This window comes from Amycolatopsis sp. NPDC058986, assembly GCF_042741125.1.
Taxonomy (GTDB): domain Bacteria; phylum Actinomycetota; class Actinomycetes; order Mycobacteriales; family Pseudonocardiaceae; genus Amycolatopsis.
Map to the genome: position 1 here is coordinate 1 of NZ_JBHYJW010000101.1, position 19,386 is coordinate 19,386.

Sequence of the window (19,386 nt, forward strand, 5' to 3'; positions counted from 1 at the left end):
CACCGACGGCGCCGCCGCCCGCACCGACCCCCCCCACTGCGACGCCGCCCAGAAAGCCCCGGGTGGCCCGTTATGCCCCCACGGAGGGACCCAGAGTCTCTCGATGTGGCATTCACGGACCTGCCCCCGAACCCCCATTGGAGCCGTAAGTGACCAACCTGGAGACCACGGACGCCACCGGCCTCGGCGAGATCGAGGTCGGCGCCGCCCGGATCAACGTCGACGACAAGCGGATGATCAACGCCCGCGCCGACGTCAACCAGCTGCTGCCGATGAAGTACCGCTGGGCGTGGGAGAAGTACCTCGCCGGCTGCAACAACCACTGGATGCCGACCGAGGTCGCGATGCAGGCCGACATCGCGCTGTGGAAGTCGGCCGACGGGCTGACCGAGGACGAGCGCACGATGCTCAAGCGCAACCTCGGCTTCTTCGCCACCGCGGAGTCGCTGGTGGCCAACAACATCGTGCTCGCCGTGTACCGCCAGATCACCAACCCCGAGTGCCGCCAGTACCTGCTGCGCCAGGCGTTCGAGGAGGCCGTGCACACGCACACCTTCCAGTACATCTGCGAAAGCCTCGGCCTCGTCGAGGGCGAGCTGTTCAACATGTACCGCGAGGTTCCGTCCATTTCGGACAAGGACGCGTGGGCGCTGAAGTACACGCAGAATTTGGAGAACCCGGACTTCGAGACCGGGACGCCGGAGGCCGACCAGGCGTTCCTGCGTGACCTCGTCGCGTTCTACGTGATCTTCGAGGGCATGTGGTTCTACACCGGCTTCGCGCAGATCCTCTCGCTGGGCCGCCGGAACAAGATGGTCGGGATCGCCGAGCAGTACCAGTACATCCTGCGCGACGAGTCGATCCACCTGAACTTCGGCATCGACTGCATCAACCAGATCAAGATCGAGAACCCGCACCTGTGGACCGAGGAGTTCCAGGCCGAGGTGCGCGGGATGCTGCAGGAGGCGTGCGAGCTCGAGGTCGCCTACGCCCGCGACACCATGCCGCGCGGCATGCTCGGGCTGTCGCACGAACTGTGCGAGCAGTACATGCACTTCATCACCGACCGCCGCGCCCAGCAGATCGGCCTCGCCCCGATCTTCGGCGAGACCGAGAACCCGTTCCCGTGGATGTCGGAGGCGATGGACCTCAAGAAGGAGAAGAACTTCTTCGAGACCCGCGTCATCGAGTACCAGTCCGGCGGCGCCCTCGACTGGGACTGACCTCGGAATGCTTGGCCGGGGCCGGACGGGACGGCTAAGCTCGGGGTGCCATGGGTTCTGCCGGGCGCGGTGCGCCGTGTCCGGGAGAGGCGACAGGGAACCCGGTGGGAATCCGGGACTGCCCCGCAGCGGTATGTGGGAACGAAAGCCGTCACCGTGCGAGACACGGTAAAGCACTGGACACCAGTTCGAGGCACGCTTCAACGCCGAGAACGCATCAGCACAGTCCGGGAAGCGACGGCCGGTAGGCGCGAGCAGCACGCCCACGAGTCCGAAGACCTGCCCGTGGTACGTGCGCCGACGGCGCGCGTGAGTCCGGGCCTCGCGGGATGGGCACGACCGAAACACGGTCACTCCTGCGCGCGCACGGGCTCCTTCGACGAGCTCGCGAGGAGAGAGCTGTGCCTGAAGACCGCGTCACCGAAAACCGGAAGAACCCCGTCGGGACGACCGTGCTGGGCTACCCGCGCATCGGCGCGGACCGGGAACTCAAACGCGCCGTCGAGCGCTACTGGGCCGGGAAGACCGACGAAACCACCCTCCGGGAGACCGGCCGGGAGCTGCGCGCGGAGACGTGGCGGGAGCTGGCCGCCGCCGGACTGGACTCGATCCCGTCCAACACGTTCTCCCACTACGACCAGATGCTCGACACCGCCGAGCTGTTCGGCGCGCTGCCCGCCCGGTTCACCGGCCTGGCCCTTTCCCCGCTCGACACCTACTTCGCCGCCGCGCGAGGCGTTCAGGACGCGCCCGCGCTGGAGATGACGAAGTGGTTCGACACCAACTACCACTACCTCGTCCCGGAACTGGGACCGGACACGACGTTCGCCCTCGCCGGCACGAAACCGCTCGACGAGTACCGCGAGGCGAAGGCCGCCGGGTTCGAGACGCGGCCGGTGCTCATCGGACCGGTGACGTTCCTGTTGCTCTCGAAGCCCGCCGCCGACGCACCCGAGGGCTTCCGGCCGCTGGAGCTGCTGGACGAGCTGCTCCTGCGCTACGCCGAACTGCTGGAGCGGCTGCACGACGCCGGGGCGGAGTGGGTCCAGCTCGACGAACCCGCGTTCGCCGGGGATCGCGGTGAGAAGGAGCTGAACGCCCTCACCCGCGCCTACCACGTCCTGGCGAAGGCGACGGCGCGGCCGAAGCTGCTGGTCGCCGGGTACTTCGGTGGCCTCGGCCGGGGCCTGGGCGTGCTGGCCCGCTCCCCGATCGACGCGATCGCCGTCGACCTGGTCACCGATCCGTCCACTGTGGACGAGGTGGCCGCGCAAGGAGCCCTGCGGGACAAGGAGGTCCTGGCCGGGGTGGTCGACGGCCGGAACGTGTGGCGGACCGACCCCGACCGCGCGCTCGGCCGCGCGGCGACCCTGCTCGGCACCGCGGCACGCGTGAGCGTCTCGACGTCGTGCTCGCTGTTGCACGTGCCCTACGACGTCGAGCGGGAAACCACGCTCGACGCCCGGCTCCGGGGCTGGCTGGCGTTCGCGCGGCAGAAGGTCGACGAGGTCGTCCTGCTCGGCAGGGCACTGCGGGAAAACACCGCGGACCTCACCGCGGCCCGCGCGGCGGTGAAAGACCGTGCCACCGCGACGGAACTGGTCGATTCCCGCGTCCGGGCGCGGCTGGCGTCGCTACGTCCCGAGCACCTTCTCCGCGCGCCTTACCCGCGGCGGGCGGAGGCACAGCAGGCCGCGCTGGGCCTGCCCGCGCTGCCGAGCACGACGATCGGCTCGTTCCCGCAGACCACGGACGTCCGCAAGGCGCGCGCGGCGCATCGGGCGGGCACGCTCGACGACGCGGGCTACACCGCGGCGATGCGCGCGGAGGTCGAACGCGTCGTGCGGTTGCAGGAGGAACTCGGGCTCGACGTCCTCGTGCACGGCGAGCCCGAGCGCAACGACATGGTGCAGTACTTCGCCGAGCAGCTGGCCGGGTTCGCCGCCACCGAGCACGGCTGGGTCCAGTCGTACGGCTCCCGCTGCGTCCGGCCGCCGATCCTGTACGGCGACGTCTCACGACCGTCGCCGATGACGGTCGGCTGGGCGACGTACGCGCAGCGGCTCACCGAACGTCCGGTCAAGGGCATGCTCACCGGGCCGGTCACGATCCTGGCCTGGTCGTTCGTCCGCGACGACCAGCCCCTATCCGACACCGCGGCGCAGGTGGCGCTGGCGATCCGCGACGAGGTCCACGACCTCGAATCCGCCGGGATCCGGATCGTCCAGGTCGACGAGCCCGCACTGCGCGAACTGCTGCCGCTGCGCGCGGCCGGGCACGAGGCGTATTTCGCTTGGGCGGTAAGGGCTTTCCGGCTCGCGACGGCCGGGATCGCCGACACGACCCAGATCCACACGCACATGTGCTACTCGGAGTTCGGCGAGGTGCTGCCCGCGATCGACGCGCTCGACGCCGACGTCACCAGCATCGAGGCGGCCAGGTCGAAGATGGAGGTGCTCACCGATCTCGGCGCGGCCGGGTTCGGCCGGGGCGTCGGGCCGGGCGTGTACGACATCCACTCGCCGCGCGTCCCCGACGTCGGCGAGGTGAGCGGGCTGCTGCGGACGGCCGTGGGCGCGGTGGCGCCCGAACGCGTCTGGGTTAATCCCGACTGCGGCCTGAAGACCCGCGGGTACGCCGAAGTCGAGCCCGCGCTGCGGAACCTGGTCGCGGCGGCCCGCCAGGTCCGCGCCGAACTCGCCTGATCCCGGGGCCCAAGCGCCCCAATGTGGCGTTCGCTGCGTCCAACGCACCCAATGCCACATTGGGGCGCACTTTCAGGCGAAGTTGACCGCAGGTGTTGTCAATCGGCCAACAATGCAGGACGGTGGTGGGCAAGGTCTCAGCGAGGAGATGGTGACGATGGTGAGCACGGTCGGGAAGGTCACCGAAGCGTTGCGCGAGCGCGTACCGCCGCTGTCCTCGATTCCCTTGCCCCGCACCGTGGACGACCGCTGGCTCGACGCGCGCTGGCCGGTCCGCGAGCTGGCGCCGCCACCGGCGGGCAGCGGGCTGAAACCGGTGCTCGGCGACGACGGCCCGCCGCTGGTCGGGCACGTCCCGGAGATGATGCGGTTCGGCATCGAGTTCGGCCTGCGCCGCTACGAGATGTACGGGCCGGTGTCGTTCATGGGCGGCTTCGGCCGCCGCATCGTCGCGCTGTCCGGGCCCGAGGCCACCCAGATCGCCCTGGTGAACAAGGACAAGGCGTTCTCGCAAGAGGGCTGGCGGTTCTTCATCGAGAACTTCTTCGAGCGCGGCCTGATGCTGCTGGACTTCGGCGAGCACCACCTGCACCGCCGGATCATGCAGCAGGCCTTCACCCGTCCCCGGCTGAGCGGCTACGTCGACCAGATGGGCCCGACGCTGCGTGAAGGCGTCGCGTCCTGGTCCGGCCGCTCCCGTCCCCGGCTGTACTGGGCGCTCAAGCAATTGACGCTCGACGTCGCGACGCGGGTGTTCATGGACATGCGCGGCCCGGACGACGCCGCGCGGATCAACCGGGCGTTCATCGCCGCCGTACGCGCGGGGAGCGCGATCGTGCGCTACCCCGTGCCGGGCGGCCGCTGGGCGGCGGGGCTGCACGGCCGCAAGGTGCTGGAGCGGTACTTCGCCGAAAACCTCCCCGCCAAGCGGAAAGGCGACGGCGACGACCTCTTCTCCGCGCTGTGCCACGCCACCACCGAGGACGGCGACCGGTTCACCGACACCGACATCGTCAACCACATGATCTTCCTGATGATGGCCGCGCACGACACGTCGACGATCACCAGCAGCGCGATGGTGTATTTCCTGGCCAAGTTCCCCGAATGGCAGGAACGCGCCCGCGCGGAGTCCCTGGCGCTCGGCGACGCGGTGCCCGGCATCGAAGCGCTGGAGGGACTGGAAACCCTGGACCTGGTGATGAAGGAGGCGCTGCGGCTGGTGGCGCCCGTGCCGTCGATGGCACGCAAGACGGTCAAGGACACCGAGGTGCTCGGCCACTACCTCCCGGCGGGCTCGCTGATCGGGGTTTCCCCGACCGTCAACCACTTCTCCCCCGGCTGCTGGACCGACCCGATGCGGTTCGATCCGGAGCGCTTCGCCGAGCCACGCCGCGAGGACCGCTCGCACCGGTTCGCCTGGATGCCGTTCGGCGGCGGGGCGCACAAGTGCATCGGGCTGCACTTCGGGAGCCTGGAAGTCAAGGCGCTGCTGCACGAGATGCTGCGGGCCTACCGCTGGTCGGTGCCCGGCGGCTACACCGCGCGCTGGGACTACACCGCCCTGCCGGTACCGGCCGACGGACTGCCCGTTCAGCTGGACCCGAGGTAGGGGCGACACCGTCAGACACACATGGTGACGGCTGGTCACCAGTTGTGTAGTACCGTTCACTCGTTCAGCCGGTAGACACCCCGTTTCGCGCGTGATGCCGTGGCATCAATCGCGGCCAACTCGTACCCGGTGTGGGTTCGTTATTCCCCACACCTCGCCTGAGCTGGCCTTAGTTCGTGTAAGAAGAGGTGGAGTGTGCCTGATCCTGGTGGCTCACCAGGCTTGGTGAGCGTCGCGCGCCGATGGGCCGCGACGCTGGCCGACACCAAAGGAGTAACGCTTCCCCCGGACGAGCTCGAACAGCTGCTGCACCGCTTCGCCTTCGACGCCGCGCCGCATCTCGACACCGCCCACGAGGGCGCGCTGCGGCGGTTCACCGCGCTCTACGCGGCCGCGCCGGTCGGGATCGCGCTCGCCGGTCCCGACGGCGTCGTCGTCGAGGCCAACGCCGCGCTCGGCAGGCTGCTCGGCACGAACCCGGATCTGCTGCGCGGCAGGCACCTCGGCGATCTCGGCGCGGACGAGCACGACACCACCCGGCTGCGGGCGGGCCTGGCGCAGCTGGGCGCCACCACCGAGCAGTACACCGAGCGGCTGCGGCTCGACCACGCGAAGGACGGTCCACTCTGGACCGACGTCACGCTCGTCCGGCTGCCGGGAGACCGGGCCGGAACGGTCTATCCGGTGCTGATGGCGCTGGACGCCCACGAGAACCAGCTGCTGCAGGAACGTCTGCTGCACCAGAACGTCCACGACGCGCTGACCGGCCTGCCGAACGTAGCCGCCTTCACCACCAAGCTGGAGTCCGTCGTCGGGACCGGCACCGGCGAGCAGGTCGCACTGGTCTACCTCGACATCGACGGCTTCAAGGTGATCAACGACGGGCTCGGCGCCGGCGTCGGCGACAAGGTGCTGCGCGGCATCGCGAACAAGCTCTCGGCGACCTTCACCGGCCACTACGACGGACACGTCTCCCGGCTCGCCGGTGACGGGTTCGCGGTCCTCCTCCACGGCGAGCTGACGCCGAACGCGGTCGTCCAGCTCGTCGAGCAGGCGATGGACGATCTTCGCGAGCCGATCTACCTCGACGGGCACGGCATCGGCGCCAGCGCGAGTGCCGGGATCGTCGTCCGGCCCACCGCGGGCTGTGAGCCCTCCGATCTGGCCAGGGCCGCGGAGATCGCGCTGCACCGCGCGAAGGAGGCGGGCAAGGCGCAGTGGATGCTGTACGACCCCGAGCTCGACGCGCGCGACCGCGGCCGCTACCAGCTGGGCGCGGTGCTCGCCGGTGCGCTGGAGAACGGCGAGTTCTCGCTGATCTACCAGCCGACCGTCAAGCTCGCCAGGCCCGACGAGATCGCCGCCGTCAACGCCGGGCTGCGCTGGAACCATCCGGAGAAGGGCGAGCTGGACTCCGACGAGTTCTACCCGCTCGCCCAGACCACCGGGATGACCATCCCGCTCGGCAAATGGCTGCTGGCCGAGTCCCTCGCCGCGACGGCACGCTGGCGCGAGCGCTTCGGTGACGCCGCCCCGGACGTCTGCGTCCGGCTCCCGAACCGGCTCGCCATCGAGCCCGATCTGGTGTTGCTGGTGAAGGAACAGCTCGACCGGCACGGCCTGCCCGCCAGGGCGCTGCGGCTGTGCGCCGACCCGGAGTCGGTGCTCGACCCGCACGGTGAGGTGCTCGACTCCTTCGCGGTGCTGGCCGACCTCGGCGCGCAGATCGTGCTCACCGTGTCCGGCTCGGCCGATCTGGAGCTCATCCCGCACCACCGGCTGCCGGTCAACCACGTCATCCTCAGCGGTCCGGTGATCGACGTGCTCGCCGACGATCCTGCCGAGACCGACGTCCGGCATCTGCAGCGGCTGGTCACCAGGGCGAAGGAGCTCAAGCTGCGGATCGGCGCGGAAGGAGTGCGCACCGACGGGCACGCCGCGCGGCTGCGGGACATCGGCGTGCTCGCCGCACGCGGCCCGTTCGTCACCGATTCGGCGACCGGGGACGAGGTCGACGAGCTGATCGCGCGGCACGCGGGCTGAAAACGGGGTTCCGCCGCGCCAATCCGGGTGCCCGGCCGCTTCGAATGCCGGACGAGGATCATGCTCAGCGCGAAAGGACCGCCATGAACCCCGGAGACGTCGCCCCCGACTTCGTACTGCCCGACGACCACGGCACGCCGCGGACGCTCTCGGACTTCCTCGCGAGCGGGCCGGTCGCGCTGTTCTTCTACCCCGCCGCCATGACCGGCGGCTGCACCGCCGAGACCTGCCACTTCCGCGACCTCGCCGCGGGCTTCGGGGCGATCGGCGCGCACCGCGTCGGGATCAGCCCCGACTCGGTGACGAAGCTGCGGGCCTTCTCCGCGGCCAACGCCTTCGACTACCCCTTGCTGTCCGATGTGGACGGTAAGGTGGCGCGGCTGTTCGGTGTCTGGCGGGCGCTGCTGCCGTCGCGAGCCAAGCGGCACACGTTCGTGATCGACGATGACCACCGGATCGTCGAGGTGATCCGGAACGAGCACGACTTCAGCGTGCACGGCGACCGCTCGCTGGCGGTGCTGCGGCAGCGCACCGCCGTCGCCTGACGGGGTCAGGAATCCTTGCGCCACACCACGTTCGTGCCGCTGCAGGCGGGCGGCAGCGGGGGCGCCGCGACCTCGGTGCGCACCCGGCGGTAGCCCAGCCGGGCCGGGACGCCCGCGCTGCGCGTGTTCCGCTCGTCGTGCTTGATCTCGACGTACGGCGTGCCGGTCCGGAACGCTTCGGCGGTCAGCAGCGCGGCGGCGCGGGTCATGACGCCCCTGCCGGTGTACGGCTCGCCGAGCCAGTAGCCGATCTCCATCCCGCGTTCCCGCGCCATCAGCCCGCAGCCGCCGACGAGCGTCCCCGCCAGCGTGACCGCGTACTCGTACGCCTCACCACGCTCCCACCGCTCGGCGGTGGTCTTCAGGAATTCGGCCGCTTCGCGTTCGCCGTAGCCGTTCATCGCCCACGGCAGCCACACGCCGATGTACCCGGCCGACTCCCCCGCGGTCGCGGCCAGCTCGCCGAGCCGGGACGGCCGCCAGCGAGTCAGCACGAGGTCTTCGTCGGTCAGGGTTTCGGCCGGGATCTCCATGTCCTCCATGGTCGCCGGAAACCCCGGCCGCCGCCGCCGATTTTCCGGCGGGCTACTTCATGATCACGTCGGCCGGGATCTCGGTGTCACCACGCAGCGCATCGAACAGCTTCTGGGACTTGTTCTTGTCCCAGTGCTCCGCCGAGGCGCTCGTGACCGGCACGGTCGTGGTGACCACGCCGTCCGAGGAGATCCCGCGCATCGCCAGCGCGAGGCCGACGAGGTTGTGCACGTGATCGCCGGAGTCCATGGTCAGCGCGTCCGGCGCCGAGGACAGCAGCGGGAAGAAGTGGAACGGGTTCAGCAGCGTGCCGGCGCTCGCCATCTGGCTGACCATGGCGCCGATGAACTTCCGCTGGTTCGCCACCCGGTCCAGGTCCGACCGCGGGGTCGCCTCGGCGTAGCGCGTCCGGACGAACCCGAGCGCCGAACGCCCGTCCAGCGTCTGGCAGCCGGCCTTGATGTCGATGTGGGTCATGGGGTCGTTCATGTCCTTGTCGACACACATGTCCACGCCGCCGATCCCGTCGACGATGTTCGCGAACCCGCCGAAGCCGATCTCGGCGTAGTGGTCGATCCTCAGCCCTGTCGCGCCCTCGACCGTCTTCGTCAGCAGCGCGGGTCCGCCGAGCGAGAACGCCGCGTTGATCTTGGTCGTGCCGTGGCCGGGCACCTTGACCTGCGAGTCGCGCGGCAGGCTCAGCAGCGTCGGCTTGGTGCTGTTGTCCGGGATGTGCGCGACCATGATCGTGTCGGTGCGGGTCCCGCCCGCGTCGGAGGTGTCACCGGTGGCCAGCCGCGCTTCGTCCTCCTTGGACAGTCCTTCGCGGCTGTCCGAGCCGACGATCAGCCAGTTGGTGCCGGACGCCGCGGCCGGGCGGCCGTCGTAGTTCGCGATCGCGTCGACGCGCTTGATCGAGAACTCCAGGTAGACCCAGACACCCGCCAGGAACACCACGAAGACCAGGAGCAGCGTCAGCAGGATGCGGCCGGGACGCCACCTGCGACGGCGCCGGGGACGTGGCGCAGGCGCGCCCTCGGGCCCCCGCGGCGGCGCCTGGCGCGGGGGTGGCGGGGGTGGTTGCTCACCCCGCGACCCCATCGGCCGGGTCCGCTCGTCGTACGGGCTGCGGCCGCGGCCGGGCAGGGGCATCATCTGGGCAGGCTGGTGCTGCCGAGGGCGTCCAGAAGGCTGCGCTGGCCTCGGCGGCACCCACCGCCCGCCGCCGTCGCCTCCGTACGTCATCTCACATCACCCGTCCCCGATACCGGCGAATCCGTCAAAGTCCCGTCAACCGCTCCTCATGACAAGACGTGCGACACGGTATCGGGTTGTCTCCTCGCCCGCCGCGCAACCGATTACCGGCTGCCCTCGGCGTACCCGAACTGGTGCACCTTGATGTACCCGGACCGGAATCCCGCCTCGGAGTAGGCCAGGTAGAACTCCCACATCCGCCGGAAGACGTCGTCGAAGCCGAAGCTCGCCACCTCGCTCCAGCGGCCGAGGAACCGCTCACGCCACAGCCGCAGCGTGCGCGCGTAGTCCTGGCCGAACTCGCGCATCCCCTGCAGCTTCAGCCGGGTGTTCTCCCGCATCCCGCGCTCGATCGCCTCGACCGACGGGATGATGCCGCCGGGAAAGATGTACTTGTGGACCCAGGTGTAGGCCTTGGACGCCGCGACCATCCGGTCGTGGTCCATGGTGATGGCCTGCAGCCCGAACCGCCCGCCCGGCCGCAGCCGCTGCCCGATCGTGGCGAAGAACGTCGGCCAGTACGAGGCGCCGACGGCCTCGATCATCTCGACGCTGACGACGGCGTCGTACTCGCCGGTGGACTCGCGGTAGTCGGTCAGCTTGACGTCGACGCGGTCGGCGAAGCCCGCCTCCGCGATCCGGGCGGTGGCCAGCGCGCGCTGCTCCTCGGAGATCGTGAGCGACGTGACGTGCGCGCCGCGCGCGGCCGCGCGGATCGCCAGCTCGCCCCAGCCGGTGCCGATCTCCAGCACCGCGCTGCCCTCGCGGACCCCGGCGTAGTCCAGCACGCTGTCGATCTTGCGGTGCTGCGCCTGGGTGAGGGTGTCGCCGGGCCCGAACAGCGCCGAGGAGTACATCATCGACTCGTCGAGGAACGTGCCGAACAGGTCGTTGGACAGGTCGTAGTGCCGGTGGATGTTGGACCGCGCGCCCTCGAGGGTGTTCTCCTCGGTCTCCGGCTGGGTGCGCTCGGCGATCCGGCGGAACTTCTGCAGCACCGGCGGCACCAGGGTGGCCATCCGCTCGGCGAACGGCGTCAGGACGTCGGCGAGGTCGTCGGCGGTCCAGTCGCCCGCCATGTAGGCCTCGCCGAAACCGATCTTCGCGTCGACGCCGAGGCGGTGGAAGAACGCCGCCGGGCGGTGGATCCGCATCTCCGGCGCGTCCGGGCCGCCGGCGCCCAGCACGGTGCCGTCCGGGAAACTGACCCGGACGGCCAGCGGGCGCACCGCGCGGCGGAACAGGGTCTCGGCGACGCGGGCCCGCACCGCGGATCTGGGCGGGGTCGACAGCCCCGGCCAGCGGGACTCCTCGGATTCGCCCAACGGGGTCGGTATCCGGTCAACGCTCGAAGTGGTCAAGACACTCCCTCCGGCCGGCCTGCGCCGGTGACTCGATGGTAATTCGGGCGGACCCATGCCGCGCCTGCGAGATGCGTGGTCACACCGGAACCCGCAGCCGGTCGGGCGCGGGCCGGGACCACGCGTGCCGCAAAGTCTCGTCCTTCTCCACGTCCGTGATCACTTCCAGTGTGAAAGCACACATCAGGCGGGTCCAGACCGGCGCGCGCCGGACCATGGCGTGTCCCTCGTTCGTGACCTCGAACCGGACAAGCCGGGCGGCGACGGTCCCGGCGCGCTCGGCGTAGGCATGGGACTCGCCCGGATCGGTCATCCGGTCGCGGGTGCCGTGCGCGATGAGGACGTCCCGGCCGGCGAGCGCGTCCACCGGCTCACCGAGCGGCGTCCACGGCGCGAGCGCGCACACGCCGCGCACCGCCGGGTCGTCGGCCACGCGCAGCGCGACCCGCCCGCCCATCGAATGCCCGACGAGGACCACCGGGACGCCGGGATGTTCCTCACGGACGCGAGCGAGGGCCCAGCGCGCGTCCGGGATCGGGTGCTCGGCCGCGCCGTTCCAGCCGTAGCGGCTGTTGCGCAGCAGGCGGACCTCGACGCCGTGGTCGCGTCCGGCGCGGTGCAGCGCCCTGGCCAGCGGGACCATCCGCAGGTAGGCCAGCCGCCACGGGGGCACGCCGCCGAAGCCGTGCTCGGCCCCGCCGTGCAGCACCAGCACGACGGCCCTGGTCCGTCCGCGTGCACGCCACACGGACTGCCTCGGCTCGGCTTCGCTCACGCTCGTCTCCCAGTCTCCGGGACGTCCCGGTCGCCGAACGGGTCAACCTCGTTACTGGTCCACGCTATTCCACCCCGGGCGGGCGGTGGCGCGATAGATTCTGCGGTCGGTACGTCGACGTCAACGTTGTCTTGCGGGTGTCCCGTAGAAGACTGAAGGGCGGTGTGGTGAACACCACGCGGAACTGGACCGGTGTGGCCGACAAGCTGGCGGCCGTGGAGGCGGCCAACGCCGAGGAACTGGGCAAGGTCGCGGAGCTGGTGCTGGGGGTGATCCGGGCGGACGCGCTGGTGTTCACCGCGGGCGCCGGGCACTCGCTGGCCGCGGTCGCCGAGACGTTCTACCGCGCGGGCGGGCTCGCCTGCGTGTACCCGCTGTATCACCCCGAACTGCTGCCGCTGCACGGTGCGCAGCACAGCACCAGGACCGAACGCCGCAGCGGACTGGCCGAAGAGGTGCTCGCCGAGCGCGCGCCGGGTCCGGACGACGTCCTGGTCGTCTTCTCGACCTCGGGGGTGAACCCGTACCCGGTCGAGCTGGCCGCCGCCGCGCGGGCCCGCGGCGCCGCCGTGGTCGCGGTGACCTCGCGCGAGTGCGTCGCGGCCGCTCCCCGGCGAGCTGCCTCGACGCTGGTCGAAGAGGCCTCGGTGGTACTCGACTCGCTGGTGATCCCCGGCGACGCGAGTCATCCCGCGGACGCGCCGCGCACCGCTCCACTGTCCACTGTGGTCAATGCGTTCCTGTGGAACCTCGTACTGGCAAGGGTTTTCGACCAGGGCACCGCCGAGGACATCGACGTCCCGCTGTGGCGAAGCTCCAATGTGGTCGGCGGCGACGAGGCCAACGCCGCTCTCCTGGCGAAATACACCCCCCGCGTCCCCGCCCTGCGCTGACACTCCCCGTCCGAACCGGCGATCTCGCGTGATCGAACAGAGCACTCGCGTGATTGAAGACCTAACTCGCGTGATTGAGCGGAGATCTCGCCCGATCACGCGAGATCTCCGTCTGATCACGCGAGTTACGCCTCTGATCACGCGAGATCGCTGTTAGGCGGCGGGGAGTTCTTCGGGGTCGTCGGCGAATTGGGTGGCGTGGAGAGTGGCGTAGCGGCCGTTCGCGGCGAGGAGTTCCTCGTGGGTACCGCGTTCGACGACGCGGCCCGCCTCGATCACCAGGATCTGGTCGGCGGCGCGGACGGTGGACAGCCGGTGCGCGATGACCAGCGCCGTCCGGCCTTCGAGCGCGTCGGTCAGCGCTTCGCCGACGGCGGCTTCGGACTCCGAGTCCAGATGCGCCGTCGCCTCGTCGAGGACCACGACGCGTGGCTGGGCCAGCAGCAGGCGCGCGATGGTGAGCCGCTGACGTTCCCCGCCGGAAAGCCGGTAGCCCCGCTCCCCCACTGTGGTGTCCAGACCGTCGGGCAGCGACCGGACGAGTTCGCCGAGCCGGGCGCGTTCCAGCGCGGACCAGATCTCGTCGTCGGTCGCCCCGGGCCTGGCGTAGGCGAGGTTGGCGCGGATGGTGTCGTGGAACAGATGCCCGTCCTGGGTCACGACGCCGACGGTTTCCCGCAACGCCGCGAAACTCAGCTCCCGGACGTCCACATCGGACAGCCGGACCGCGCCGGAATCGACGTCGTAGAGCCGCGGCAGCAGCGAGGCGATGGTCGACTTCCCGGCGCCGGACGAGCCGACCAGCGCGACCATCTGTCCCGGTTCGGCGCGGAACGAGATCCCGTGCAGCACCTCTTCGCCACCGCGATGGTCAAGCGTGGCAACGTCTTCCAGCGACGCCAGCGAGTACCGGTCCGCCGCCGGGTATCCGAAGTGGACGTCGTCGAACTCGACCGAGACACCCGCGCCGGCGGGCAGCGCACGCGCGCCCGGCTTCTCCTTGATCATCGGCTCCAGGTCGAGGACCTCGAAGACCCGCTCGAACGACACCAGCGCCGTCATGACGTCGACCCGCACGTTCGCCAGCGCGGTGAGCGGGGCGTAGAGCCGGGTCAGCAGCAGCGCCAGCGCCACCACGGTGCCCGCGGCGAGCTGCCCGGTCACCGCGAGATAGCCGCCGAGACCGTAGACCAGTGCCTGCGCGAGTGCGGAAACCAGCGTCAGGCTGGTCATGAACCACCGGGTCAGCATCGCCGTGCGGACGCCGATGTCGCGGACGCGGCCCGCGCGCACGCCGAACTCGTCGAGTTCCTGGCGCGGCCTGCCGAACAGCTTGACCAGGGTCGCGCCCGGCGCGGAGAACCGTTCGGTCATCTGGGTGGTCATCCCGGCGTTGAGCTGTGCCGCCTCACGCTGCAGCCCCGCCATGCGCCGCCCGAGCCTGCGCGCGGGCAGCACGAAGATCGGCAGCAGCACCAGCGCGAGCAGGGTCACCTGCCAGGACAGGCTCATCATGACCACGAGCGAGAGCGCGAGCTGGATCACGTTGGTGACCAGCCCGGACAGCGTCGCGGTGAACGTCCGCTGCGCGCCGATGACGTCGTTGTTGAGCCTGCTCACCAGCGCGCCGGTGCGGGTGCGGGTGAAGAACGCGATCGGCATCTTCTGTACGTGTTCGAACACCGCGCGCCGCAGGTCGAAGATGATCCCCTCGCCGATCTGCGCGGACTGCCACCGTTCGACGAGGCCGAACCCGGCGTCGAGGACGGCCAGCACGGCGATCACCACGGCGAGCCAGATCACCAGCGGCAGATCGCGCCCGGCGACGATCGCGTCGACGACCTTGCCCGCCAGCACCGGCGTCGTCACCGCCAGCACCGCCGAAACCACGGTCAGGACCAGGAAGATCAGCAGCTTTCCCCAGTGCGGCCTCGCGAAGCGCGCGACGCGGCGCACTGTGCCGCGGGTCAGCGCCTTCGGCGTGTCGGCGGAGCGCATCGCCGAACTCATCAACGCCCACGTGTTGTCCATGAAGCCCTCTTCCCCGTCCCACCCAAAACCTCTATGTTACTTGAACTTTTCTCCGGATATGCCCTGCACAACACGGCGTCGCACAGATTACTTCCCGTTTCCCGAAGTTTCTTCTCCCGCCTCGGGCGCCTGTTCGCCCGCTCGGTAGCCTGACGGGGATCCGATCGCGACACGAGGGGGCACAAGGGGTGCGACTGCTCTCGGTGCCCGTCCGGCCACCGGCCGCGCGGCCGGGCCGCGCGCTGGGCTGGGACCTGGTGTTCGCCCTCGGCTGCCTCGTCTTCGCCGTGCTCACCGCCGTCAAGTCGGAGTTCTACGGCTACCGCGTCTGGGGCAACTGCGCGATCGCGGGCTACGGGCTGGCCGCCGCGCACAGCGGCTGGCTGCTGGTGTCGGCTCGCCGCGGCCGCACGCCCGGCGGTGTGCTCGGCTCACGCCGGTTCGGACTCGGCGCGATCGCGGTGTTGGCGATGATCGTCCCGCTGGTGATCTTGGTGATTCGCCGGCTCACCGGGGTGGACTGGCTGATCACACCGTTCTCCTGGGCCGCGCAGCCCGAGGTGTGGGTGATCGAGCGCTCGGCGTCGCTGCTGCTGGAGCACGGCACGCCCTACGTCGACGTCACCGCGCTCGGCAGGCTCCCGGAGGTCAACGACTACACGCCCTACGGCCCGGTGATGACGGTGTTCGGCCTGCCGAGGGCGTTGTTCGGCGGCAGCCCGCTCACGAACGCGCTGACCGACGCGCGCTGGATGTTCGCGCTGGCGGCGGTCGCGTGCGTGCTCCTGACGCTGCGGCTGCTGCGCTGGCCGAAGATCCCGGTGCTCGGTGCCCAGCTCGCGCTCGCGTGTCCACTCACGACACTCACCTGGGCGGTGGCCGGGCCGGACCTGGCAATCGTCGGACTACTGGTGCTCGCCTGCGCACTCGCCGCGACCGGCCGGAACGTGCTGTCCGGGCTGGTGCTGGCGCTGGTGATCAGCGCGAAGCTCATCGTCGCACCGGCGGCCGCAGTGCTCGCGATCTTCGTGCTCGTCAGAGCACGGAAGCAGGACCGCCTCGGTTGGGCGGCACTGGGCCGTTTCGTGGCCGCGCTGCTCGCCACGACGGTGCTGGTGCACCTCCCGGTGTACCTCGTGGACCCCCGAGCGTTCCTCGAGCACGTGATCCGCTTCCCGCTCGGCATGGGCGTGGTGCGTTCGCCCGCTGCGAGCCCCCTGCCCGGTCACCTCATCGCGGAGACCGGTCAGGCGGGTCTGGTACTCGCGTTCGCGCTCGTGGGCATCGCCGCGCTCGCGATGCTGGCCTGGTTGGTGCGCCGGCCCCCCGCGACCGGCTCGGACGCGCTGCTGCGCATCGCCGTCGGACTCGGCACCCTGATCCTGCTGACCCCGGCCACTCGCTACGGCTACCTCGTGTACCCGCTCGTGTTGCTCGGTGCCCAGCTGACCTTCCGGTCAGCCGAACGGACTGCGCCCCCCGCGGAGCAGCCCGCTACTTCTTCTTGACCCTGGTCGCCCCGCCACGGCCACGCAGCTGGACGCCCGACTCGGAGAGCACCCGGTGGACGAAACCGTAGGACCGCCCGGTGGACTCCGCGAGGGCCCTGATGCTCGAGCCCTTCTCGTATTTCTTCTTCAGGTCAGCGGCCAGCTTGTCGCGCGTGTTGCCGGTGATCCGCGCGCCTTTCTTGAGATCAGCCACGTCGATCGCCTTCCCGCCGAGAGTGTTCTGGGCCACATTCGGCCCCTGCCGGGGCAATGATCGAACACTGAGCGCCGGAATGCCAGACGACATGGGTAAAACAACCGAAACTGCGATCACATTGGGCCATTCCAGTGCCCCAAAGGCACCGCCTTTGCACCCGAATGGACGCATCCGTCACGCCAGCTGCACAAGCTCCAGGTAATCCGCCGACCAATGATCCTCGGTACCGTCCGGAAGCAGGATGACACGCTCCGGTTCGAGCGCCTCCACCGCGCCGGGGTCGTGGGTCACGAGTACGACGGCGCCTTCGAAGCTGCGCAGTGCGTCGAGAACCTGTGCGCGGCTGGCCGGATCCAGGTTGTTGGTCGGCTCATCGAGCAGCAACACGTTGGCAGCGCTGGAGACCAGCCCGGCGAGCGCGAGCCGGGTCTTCTCGCCGCCGGAAAGCGTTCCGGCGGGCTGCTCGAGCTGTTCGCCGCTGAACAGGAAGGAACCGAGCAGGTTCCGCAACTCCTGCGCACCGGTATCCGGCGCCAGATGTCGGATGTTTTCCCACACCGACGCTTCGTGGTCGAGAGTTTCGTGCTCCTGTGCGTAATAGCCCAAACGCAATCCGTGACCCGGTACGACCGTGCCAGTATCCGGAGTTTCCATTCCGCCGAGCAGACGCAGCAAAGTGGTCTTTCCGGCACCGTTCAATCCGAGCACGACCACCTTTGAACCACGGTCGATCGCGAGGTCGACACCGGTGAAGATCTCCAGCGAGCCGTACGATTTCGACAGGTTCTCGGCAGTGAGCGGAGTTCGCCCGCACGGCGCGGGCTCGGGGAACTTGATCTTGGCGACCTTGTCGGCGTGGCGGGTCTCCTCCAGCGAGGAGAGCATCTGCTCCGCGCGGCGGGCCATGTTCTTGGCCGCCACCGCCTTCGTCGCCTTCGCACCCAGCTTCGCGGCCTGCTGCTGCAGGGCGGACGCCTTCTTCTCGGCGTTCGCGCGCTCGCGGCGGCGGCGCTTCTCGTCGGTGGCCCGCGCGTCCAGATACCGCTGCCAGCCCATGTTGTAGAGGTCGATCTCGCTGCGGGTGGCGTCGAGGAACCACACCTTGTTGACCACGTCGGCCAGCAGTTCGACATCATGGCTGATCACCACGAGGCCGCCGTCGTGCTGCTTGAGGAATCCGCGCAGCCAGTTGATGGAGTCCGCGTCGAGGTGGTTGGTCGGCTCGTCGAGCAGCAGGATCGTCTCGGACTTCCCGCCCGCGCCCGCCTCCGCCGCGGCGAACAGGATCCGGGCCAGCTCGACCCGGCGGCGCTGACCGCCGGAAAGCGTCTTCAGCGTCTGGTGCAGGATCCGGTCGGCGAGGCCGAGGTTCGAGCAGATGCGCGCGGCCTCGCTCTCCGCGGCGTACCCGCCAAGGGAGGCGAACCGTTCTTCCAGCTTGCTGTAGCGCGTGATCGCCTTGTCCCGCTGGCGCTCGTCGACCAGTTCGGACATCGCGGTCTGCGCCTTTTCCATGTCGCGCAGCAGGGTGTCGAGCCCGCGCGCGGACAGCACACGATCCTTCGCGGTGACCGAAAGATCACCTTCGCGCGGATCCTGTGGCAGGTAGCCGAGTTCGCCGCTGCGGCGCAGCTCGCCCGCGTGCGGTTCGCCTTCACCGGCGAGGACCTTCAGCGAGGTCGTCTTGCCGGCGCCGTTGCGGCCGACGAGGCCGATGCGGTCGCCCTGCTGGATGCGCAGGCTGGTTTCGTTGAGCAGGATGCGCGAGCCGGCGCGCAGCTCGAGGCCGGTGGCCGTGATCAAGAGAACTCCCTGGACGGGGGTGGATGGAGGACAGCGTCGAGCACCGGTCACCGTGTGGGCACGGTCCGGCGCGACAGCTACTCCAGCAGGATTTCCACGCACCCAGTGTACGGACCGCTGTCGACCGGTTTTCCCCCACCGTGTCCAGCCTCACCCCGGCTCCGGGCCGCGGAGGGTGATTTCGACGGCGACGGCGCGTTCGGCGGCGTCTTCCAGCACGCTGCGCCGGGGTTCGGGGAGGTCGAGGACGCGGGGTTCGGCGCGGGCGAAGAGCGGGGCCAGCCTCCGGTCCTCCCGCAGTTCGTCGAGGGCGCGACGGTCGCCGCCGAGGACCACGGCGTCCACTTCGGACAGTCGGGGGACGAGGACTTCCGCGGCGTCGTCGGCGGCAGCGCGCAGGGCGGACCGCGCCTGGCCCGCCCGCCGCCGCGCGAAACGCTGCTGCGACCAGCCGCCCGCGGCGGACCGGCCGTGCACGAGATGCCGGTCGGTCCGCGACACCCGGACCACGCCGCCGACGGCGATGCCGACGCTGTGCCCGCCGAGCCGGACGAGCAACAGCGCGATCCGGCGCGGGACGAGGGCGTGTTCGACCAGCGGGCCGACCGCCAGCCCGGGGTACTCCCCCTCGGCGGTCAGCGGTCCGAAAGGGACGGTCGCCGTCGCGGTCACACCGGTGCCGCCGGTGACACGGACCTCGTCCGGCCCGAGCAGGGTCGACCGCACCCCGTCGTTGCGCGCCCCGAACCGGGCGAACCAGCCTTCGAGCCGCTCCGGCGCGACCTCGACCGCGCGCCCGCCGCCCGCGACCTCCCGCCCCTTCACCATGCCTCCAACCTAAGGCCCGCCGGTAGGTCCTGCAGCGGGCTCATGCGCCCCAATGTGGCGTTCGGTGCGCTGGAC

General features: G+C 70.2%; 15 protein-coding genes and 1 riboswitch. Of the genes, 7 read left to right on the plus strand and 8 right to left on the minus strand.

What is annotated here, in order from left to right:
- Positions 1-149 precede the first annotated feature (149 nt).
- The 5 genes from ACFW0G_RS43755 (at position 150) to ACFW0G_RS43775 (ending at position 8,125) form a co-directional block, all read left to right on the plus strand.
- Positions 150-1,223 (plus strand): ribonucleotide-diphosphate reductase subunit beta, encoded by a 1,074-nt coding sequence (locus ACFW0G_RS43755; RefSeq protein WP_378331480.1) that lies wholly within the window; start codon positions 150-152, stop codon positions 1,221-1,223.
- A 35-nt stretch (positions 1,224-1,258) separates the two neighbouring features.
- A riboswitch (cobalamin riboswitch) is annotated at positions 1,259-1,525 on the plus strand.
- A gap of 99 nt (positions 1,526-1,624) precedes the next feature.
- Positions 1,625-3,928, plus strand: coding sequence for a 5-methyltetrahydropteroyltriglutamate--homocysteine S-methyltransferase (metE, locus tag ACFW0G_RS43760; protein WP_378331481.1), 2,304 nt, complete (start codon positions 1,625-1,627; stop codon positions 3,926-3,928).
- Positions 3,929-4,076: 148 nt separating this feature from the next.
- On the plus strand, positions 4,077-5,537 hold the full coding sequence (locus ACFW0G_RS43765) for a cytochrome P450 (protein ID WP_378331482.1): 1,461 nt from the start codon (positions 4,077-4,079) through the stop codon (positions 5,535-5,537).
- A gap of 195 nt (positions 5,538-5,732) precedes the next feature.
- Positions 5,733-7,580, plus strand: coding sequence for a diguanylate cyclase domain-containing protein (locus tag ACFW0G_RS43770; protein ID WP_378331483.1), 1,848 nt, complete (start codon positions 5,733-5,735; stop codon positions 7,578-7,580).
- Positions 7,581-7,663: 83 nt separating this feature from the next.
- Positions 7,664-8,125 (plus strand): peroxiredoxin, encoded by a 462-nt coding sequence (locus ACFW0G_RS43775; protein ID WP_378331484.1) that lies wholly within the window; start codon positions 7,664-7,666, stop codon positions 8,123-8,125.
- A 5-nt stretch (positions 8,126-8,130) separates the two neighbouring features.
- On the opposite strand, the gene ACFW0G_RS43780 is transcribed toward ACFW0G_RS43775, so the two are convergent.
- The 4 genes from ACFW0G_RS43780 to ACFW0G_RS43795 all read right to left on the minus strand — a co-directional run bounded on the left by ACFW0G_RS43780 (position 8,131) and on the right by ACFW0G_RS43795 (position 12,049).
- Positions 8,131-8,658: a GNAT family N-acetyltransferase gene (locus ACFW0G_RS43780; RefSeq protein WP_378331485.1), complete on the minus strand. Its 528-nt coding sequence runs from the start codon at positions 8,656-8,658 to the stop codon at positions 8,131-8,133.
- Positions 8,659-8,710: 52 nt separating this feature from the next.
- A complete protein-coding gene (locus tag ACFW0G_RS43785; RefSeq protein ID WP_378331486.1) occupies positions 8,711-9,904 on the minus strand; it encodes an LCP family protein in 1,194 nt (397 codons plus the stop codon).
- A gap of 113 nt (positions 9,905-10,017) precedes the next feature.
- A complete protein-coding gene (locus ACFW0G_RS43790; RefSeq protein WP_378331487.1) occupies positions 10,018-11,274 on the minus strand; it encodes a class I SAM-dependent methyltransferase in 1,257 nt (418 codons plus the stop codon).
- 79 nt (positions 11,275-11,353) lie between these two features.
- On the minus strand, positions 11,354-12,049 hold the full coding sequence (locus tag ACFW0G_RS43795) for an alpha/beta hydrolase (RefSeq protein WP_378331488.1): 696 nt from the start codon (positions 12,047-12,049) through the stop codon (positions 11,354-11,356).
- Between the two features lie 167 nt (positions 12,050-12,216).
- Here ACFW0G_RS43795 and ACFW0G_RS43800 point away from each other — a divergent pair, with 167 nt between their 5' ends.
- On the plus strand, positions 12,217-12,942 hold the full coding sequence (locus tag ACFW0G_RS43800) for a sugar isomerase domain-containing protein (protein ID WP_378331489.1): 726 nt from the start codon (positions 12,217-12,219) through the stop codon (positions 12,940-12,942).
- A 153-nt stretch (positions 12,943-13,095) separates the two neighbouring features.
- Here ACFW0G_RS43800 and ACFW0G_RS43805 read toward each other — a convergent pair whose 3' ends face one another.
- Positions 13,096-14,973 carry an ABC transporter ATP-binding protein gene (locus tag ACFW0G_RS43805; protein ID WP_378331490.1) on the minus strand — a complete coding sequence of 626 codons (1,878 nt, stop codon included), beginning with the start codon at positions 14,971-14,973 and terminating at the stop codon, positions 13,096-13,098.
- 188 nt (positions 14,974-15,161) lie between these two features.
- Here ACFW0G_RS43805 and ACFW0G_RS43810 point away from each other — a divergent pair, with 188 nt between their 5' ends.
- A complete protein-coding gene (locus tag ACFW0G_RS43810) occupies positions 15,162-16,481 on the plus strand; it encodes a glycosyltransferase 87 family protein (protein WP_378331491.1) in 1,320 nt (439 codons plus the stop codon).
- Here the strand turns inward: ACFW0G_RS43810 and ACFW0G_RS43815 are convergent.
- The 3 genes from ACFW0G_RS43815 to ACFW0G_RS43825 all read right to left on the minus strand — a co-directional run bounded on the left by ACFW0G_RS43815 (position 16,468) and on the right by ACFW0G_RS43825 (position 19,311).
- Positions 16,468-16,677, minus strand: coding sequence for a helix-turn-helix domain-containing protein (locus ACFW0G_RS43815; protein ID WP_003071237.1), 210 nt, complete (start codon positions 16,675-16,677; stop codon positions 16,468-16,470). The two genes, ACFW0G_RS43810 and ACFW0G_RS43815, sit on opposite strands and share 14 nt — an antisense overlap.
- A 177-nt stretch (positions 16,678-16,854) precedes the next feature.
- Complete coding sequence (locus ACFW0G_RS43820) at positions 16,855-18,483, minus strand: ABC-F family ATP-binding cassette domain-containing protein (protein WP_378331492.1); 1,629 nt, start codon at positions 18,481-18,483, stop codon at positions 16,855-16,857.
- Positions 18,484-18,633: 150 nt separating this feature from the next.
- Entirely contained in the window at positions 18,634-19,311 is a 678-nt protein-coding gene (locus tag ACFW0G_RS43825) for an acVLRF1 family peptidyl-tRNA hydrolase (RefSeq protein ID WP_378331493.1), read from the minus strand.
- Positions 19,312-19,386 lie beyond the last annotated feature (75 nt).

Excerpts from the sequence above, each read along its gene's own strand:
- ACFW0G_RS43765 (WP_378331482.1), top strand. The coding sequence starts at position 4,077 with ATGGTGACGATGGTGAGCACGGTCGGGAAGGTCACCGAAGCGTTGCGC.
- ACFW0G_RS43775 (WP_378331484.1), top strand. The coding sequence starts at position 7,664 with ATGAACCCCGGAGACGTCGCCCCCGACTTCGTACTGCCCGACGACCAC.
- ACFW0G_RS43780 (WP_378331485.1), bottom strand. The coding sequence starts at position 8,658 with ATGGAGATCCCGGCCGAAACCCTGACCGACGAAGACCTCGTGCTGACT.
- ACFW0G_RS43785 (WP_378331486.1), bottom strand. The coding sequence starts at position 9,904 with ATGACGTACGGAGGCGACGGCGGCGGGCGGTGGGTGCCGCCGAGGCCA.
- ACFW0G_RS43805 (WP_378331490.1), bottom strand. The coding sequence starts at position 14,973 with ATGGACAACACGTGGGCGTTGATGAGTTCGGCGATGCGCTCCGCCGAC.
- ACFW0G_RS43825 (WP_378331493.1), bottom strand. The coding sequence starts at position 19,311 with ATGGTGAAGGGGCGGGAGGTCGCGGGCGGCGGGCGCGCGGTCGAGGTC.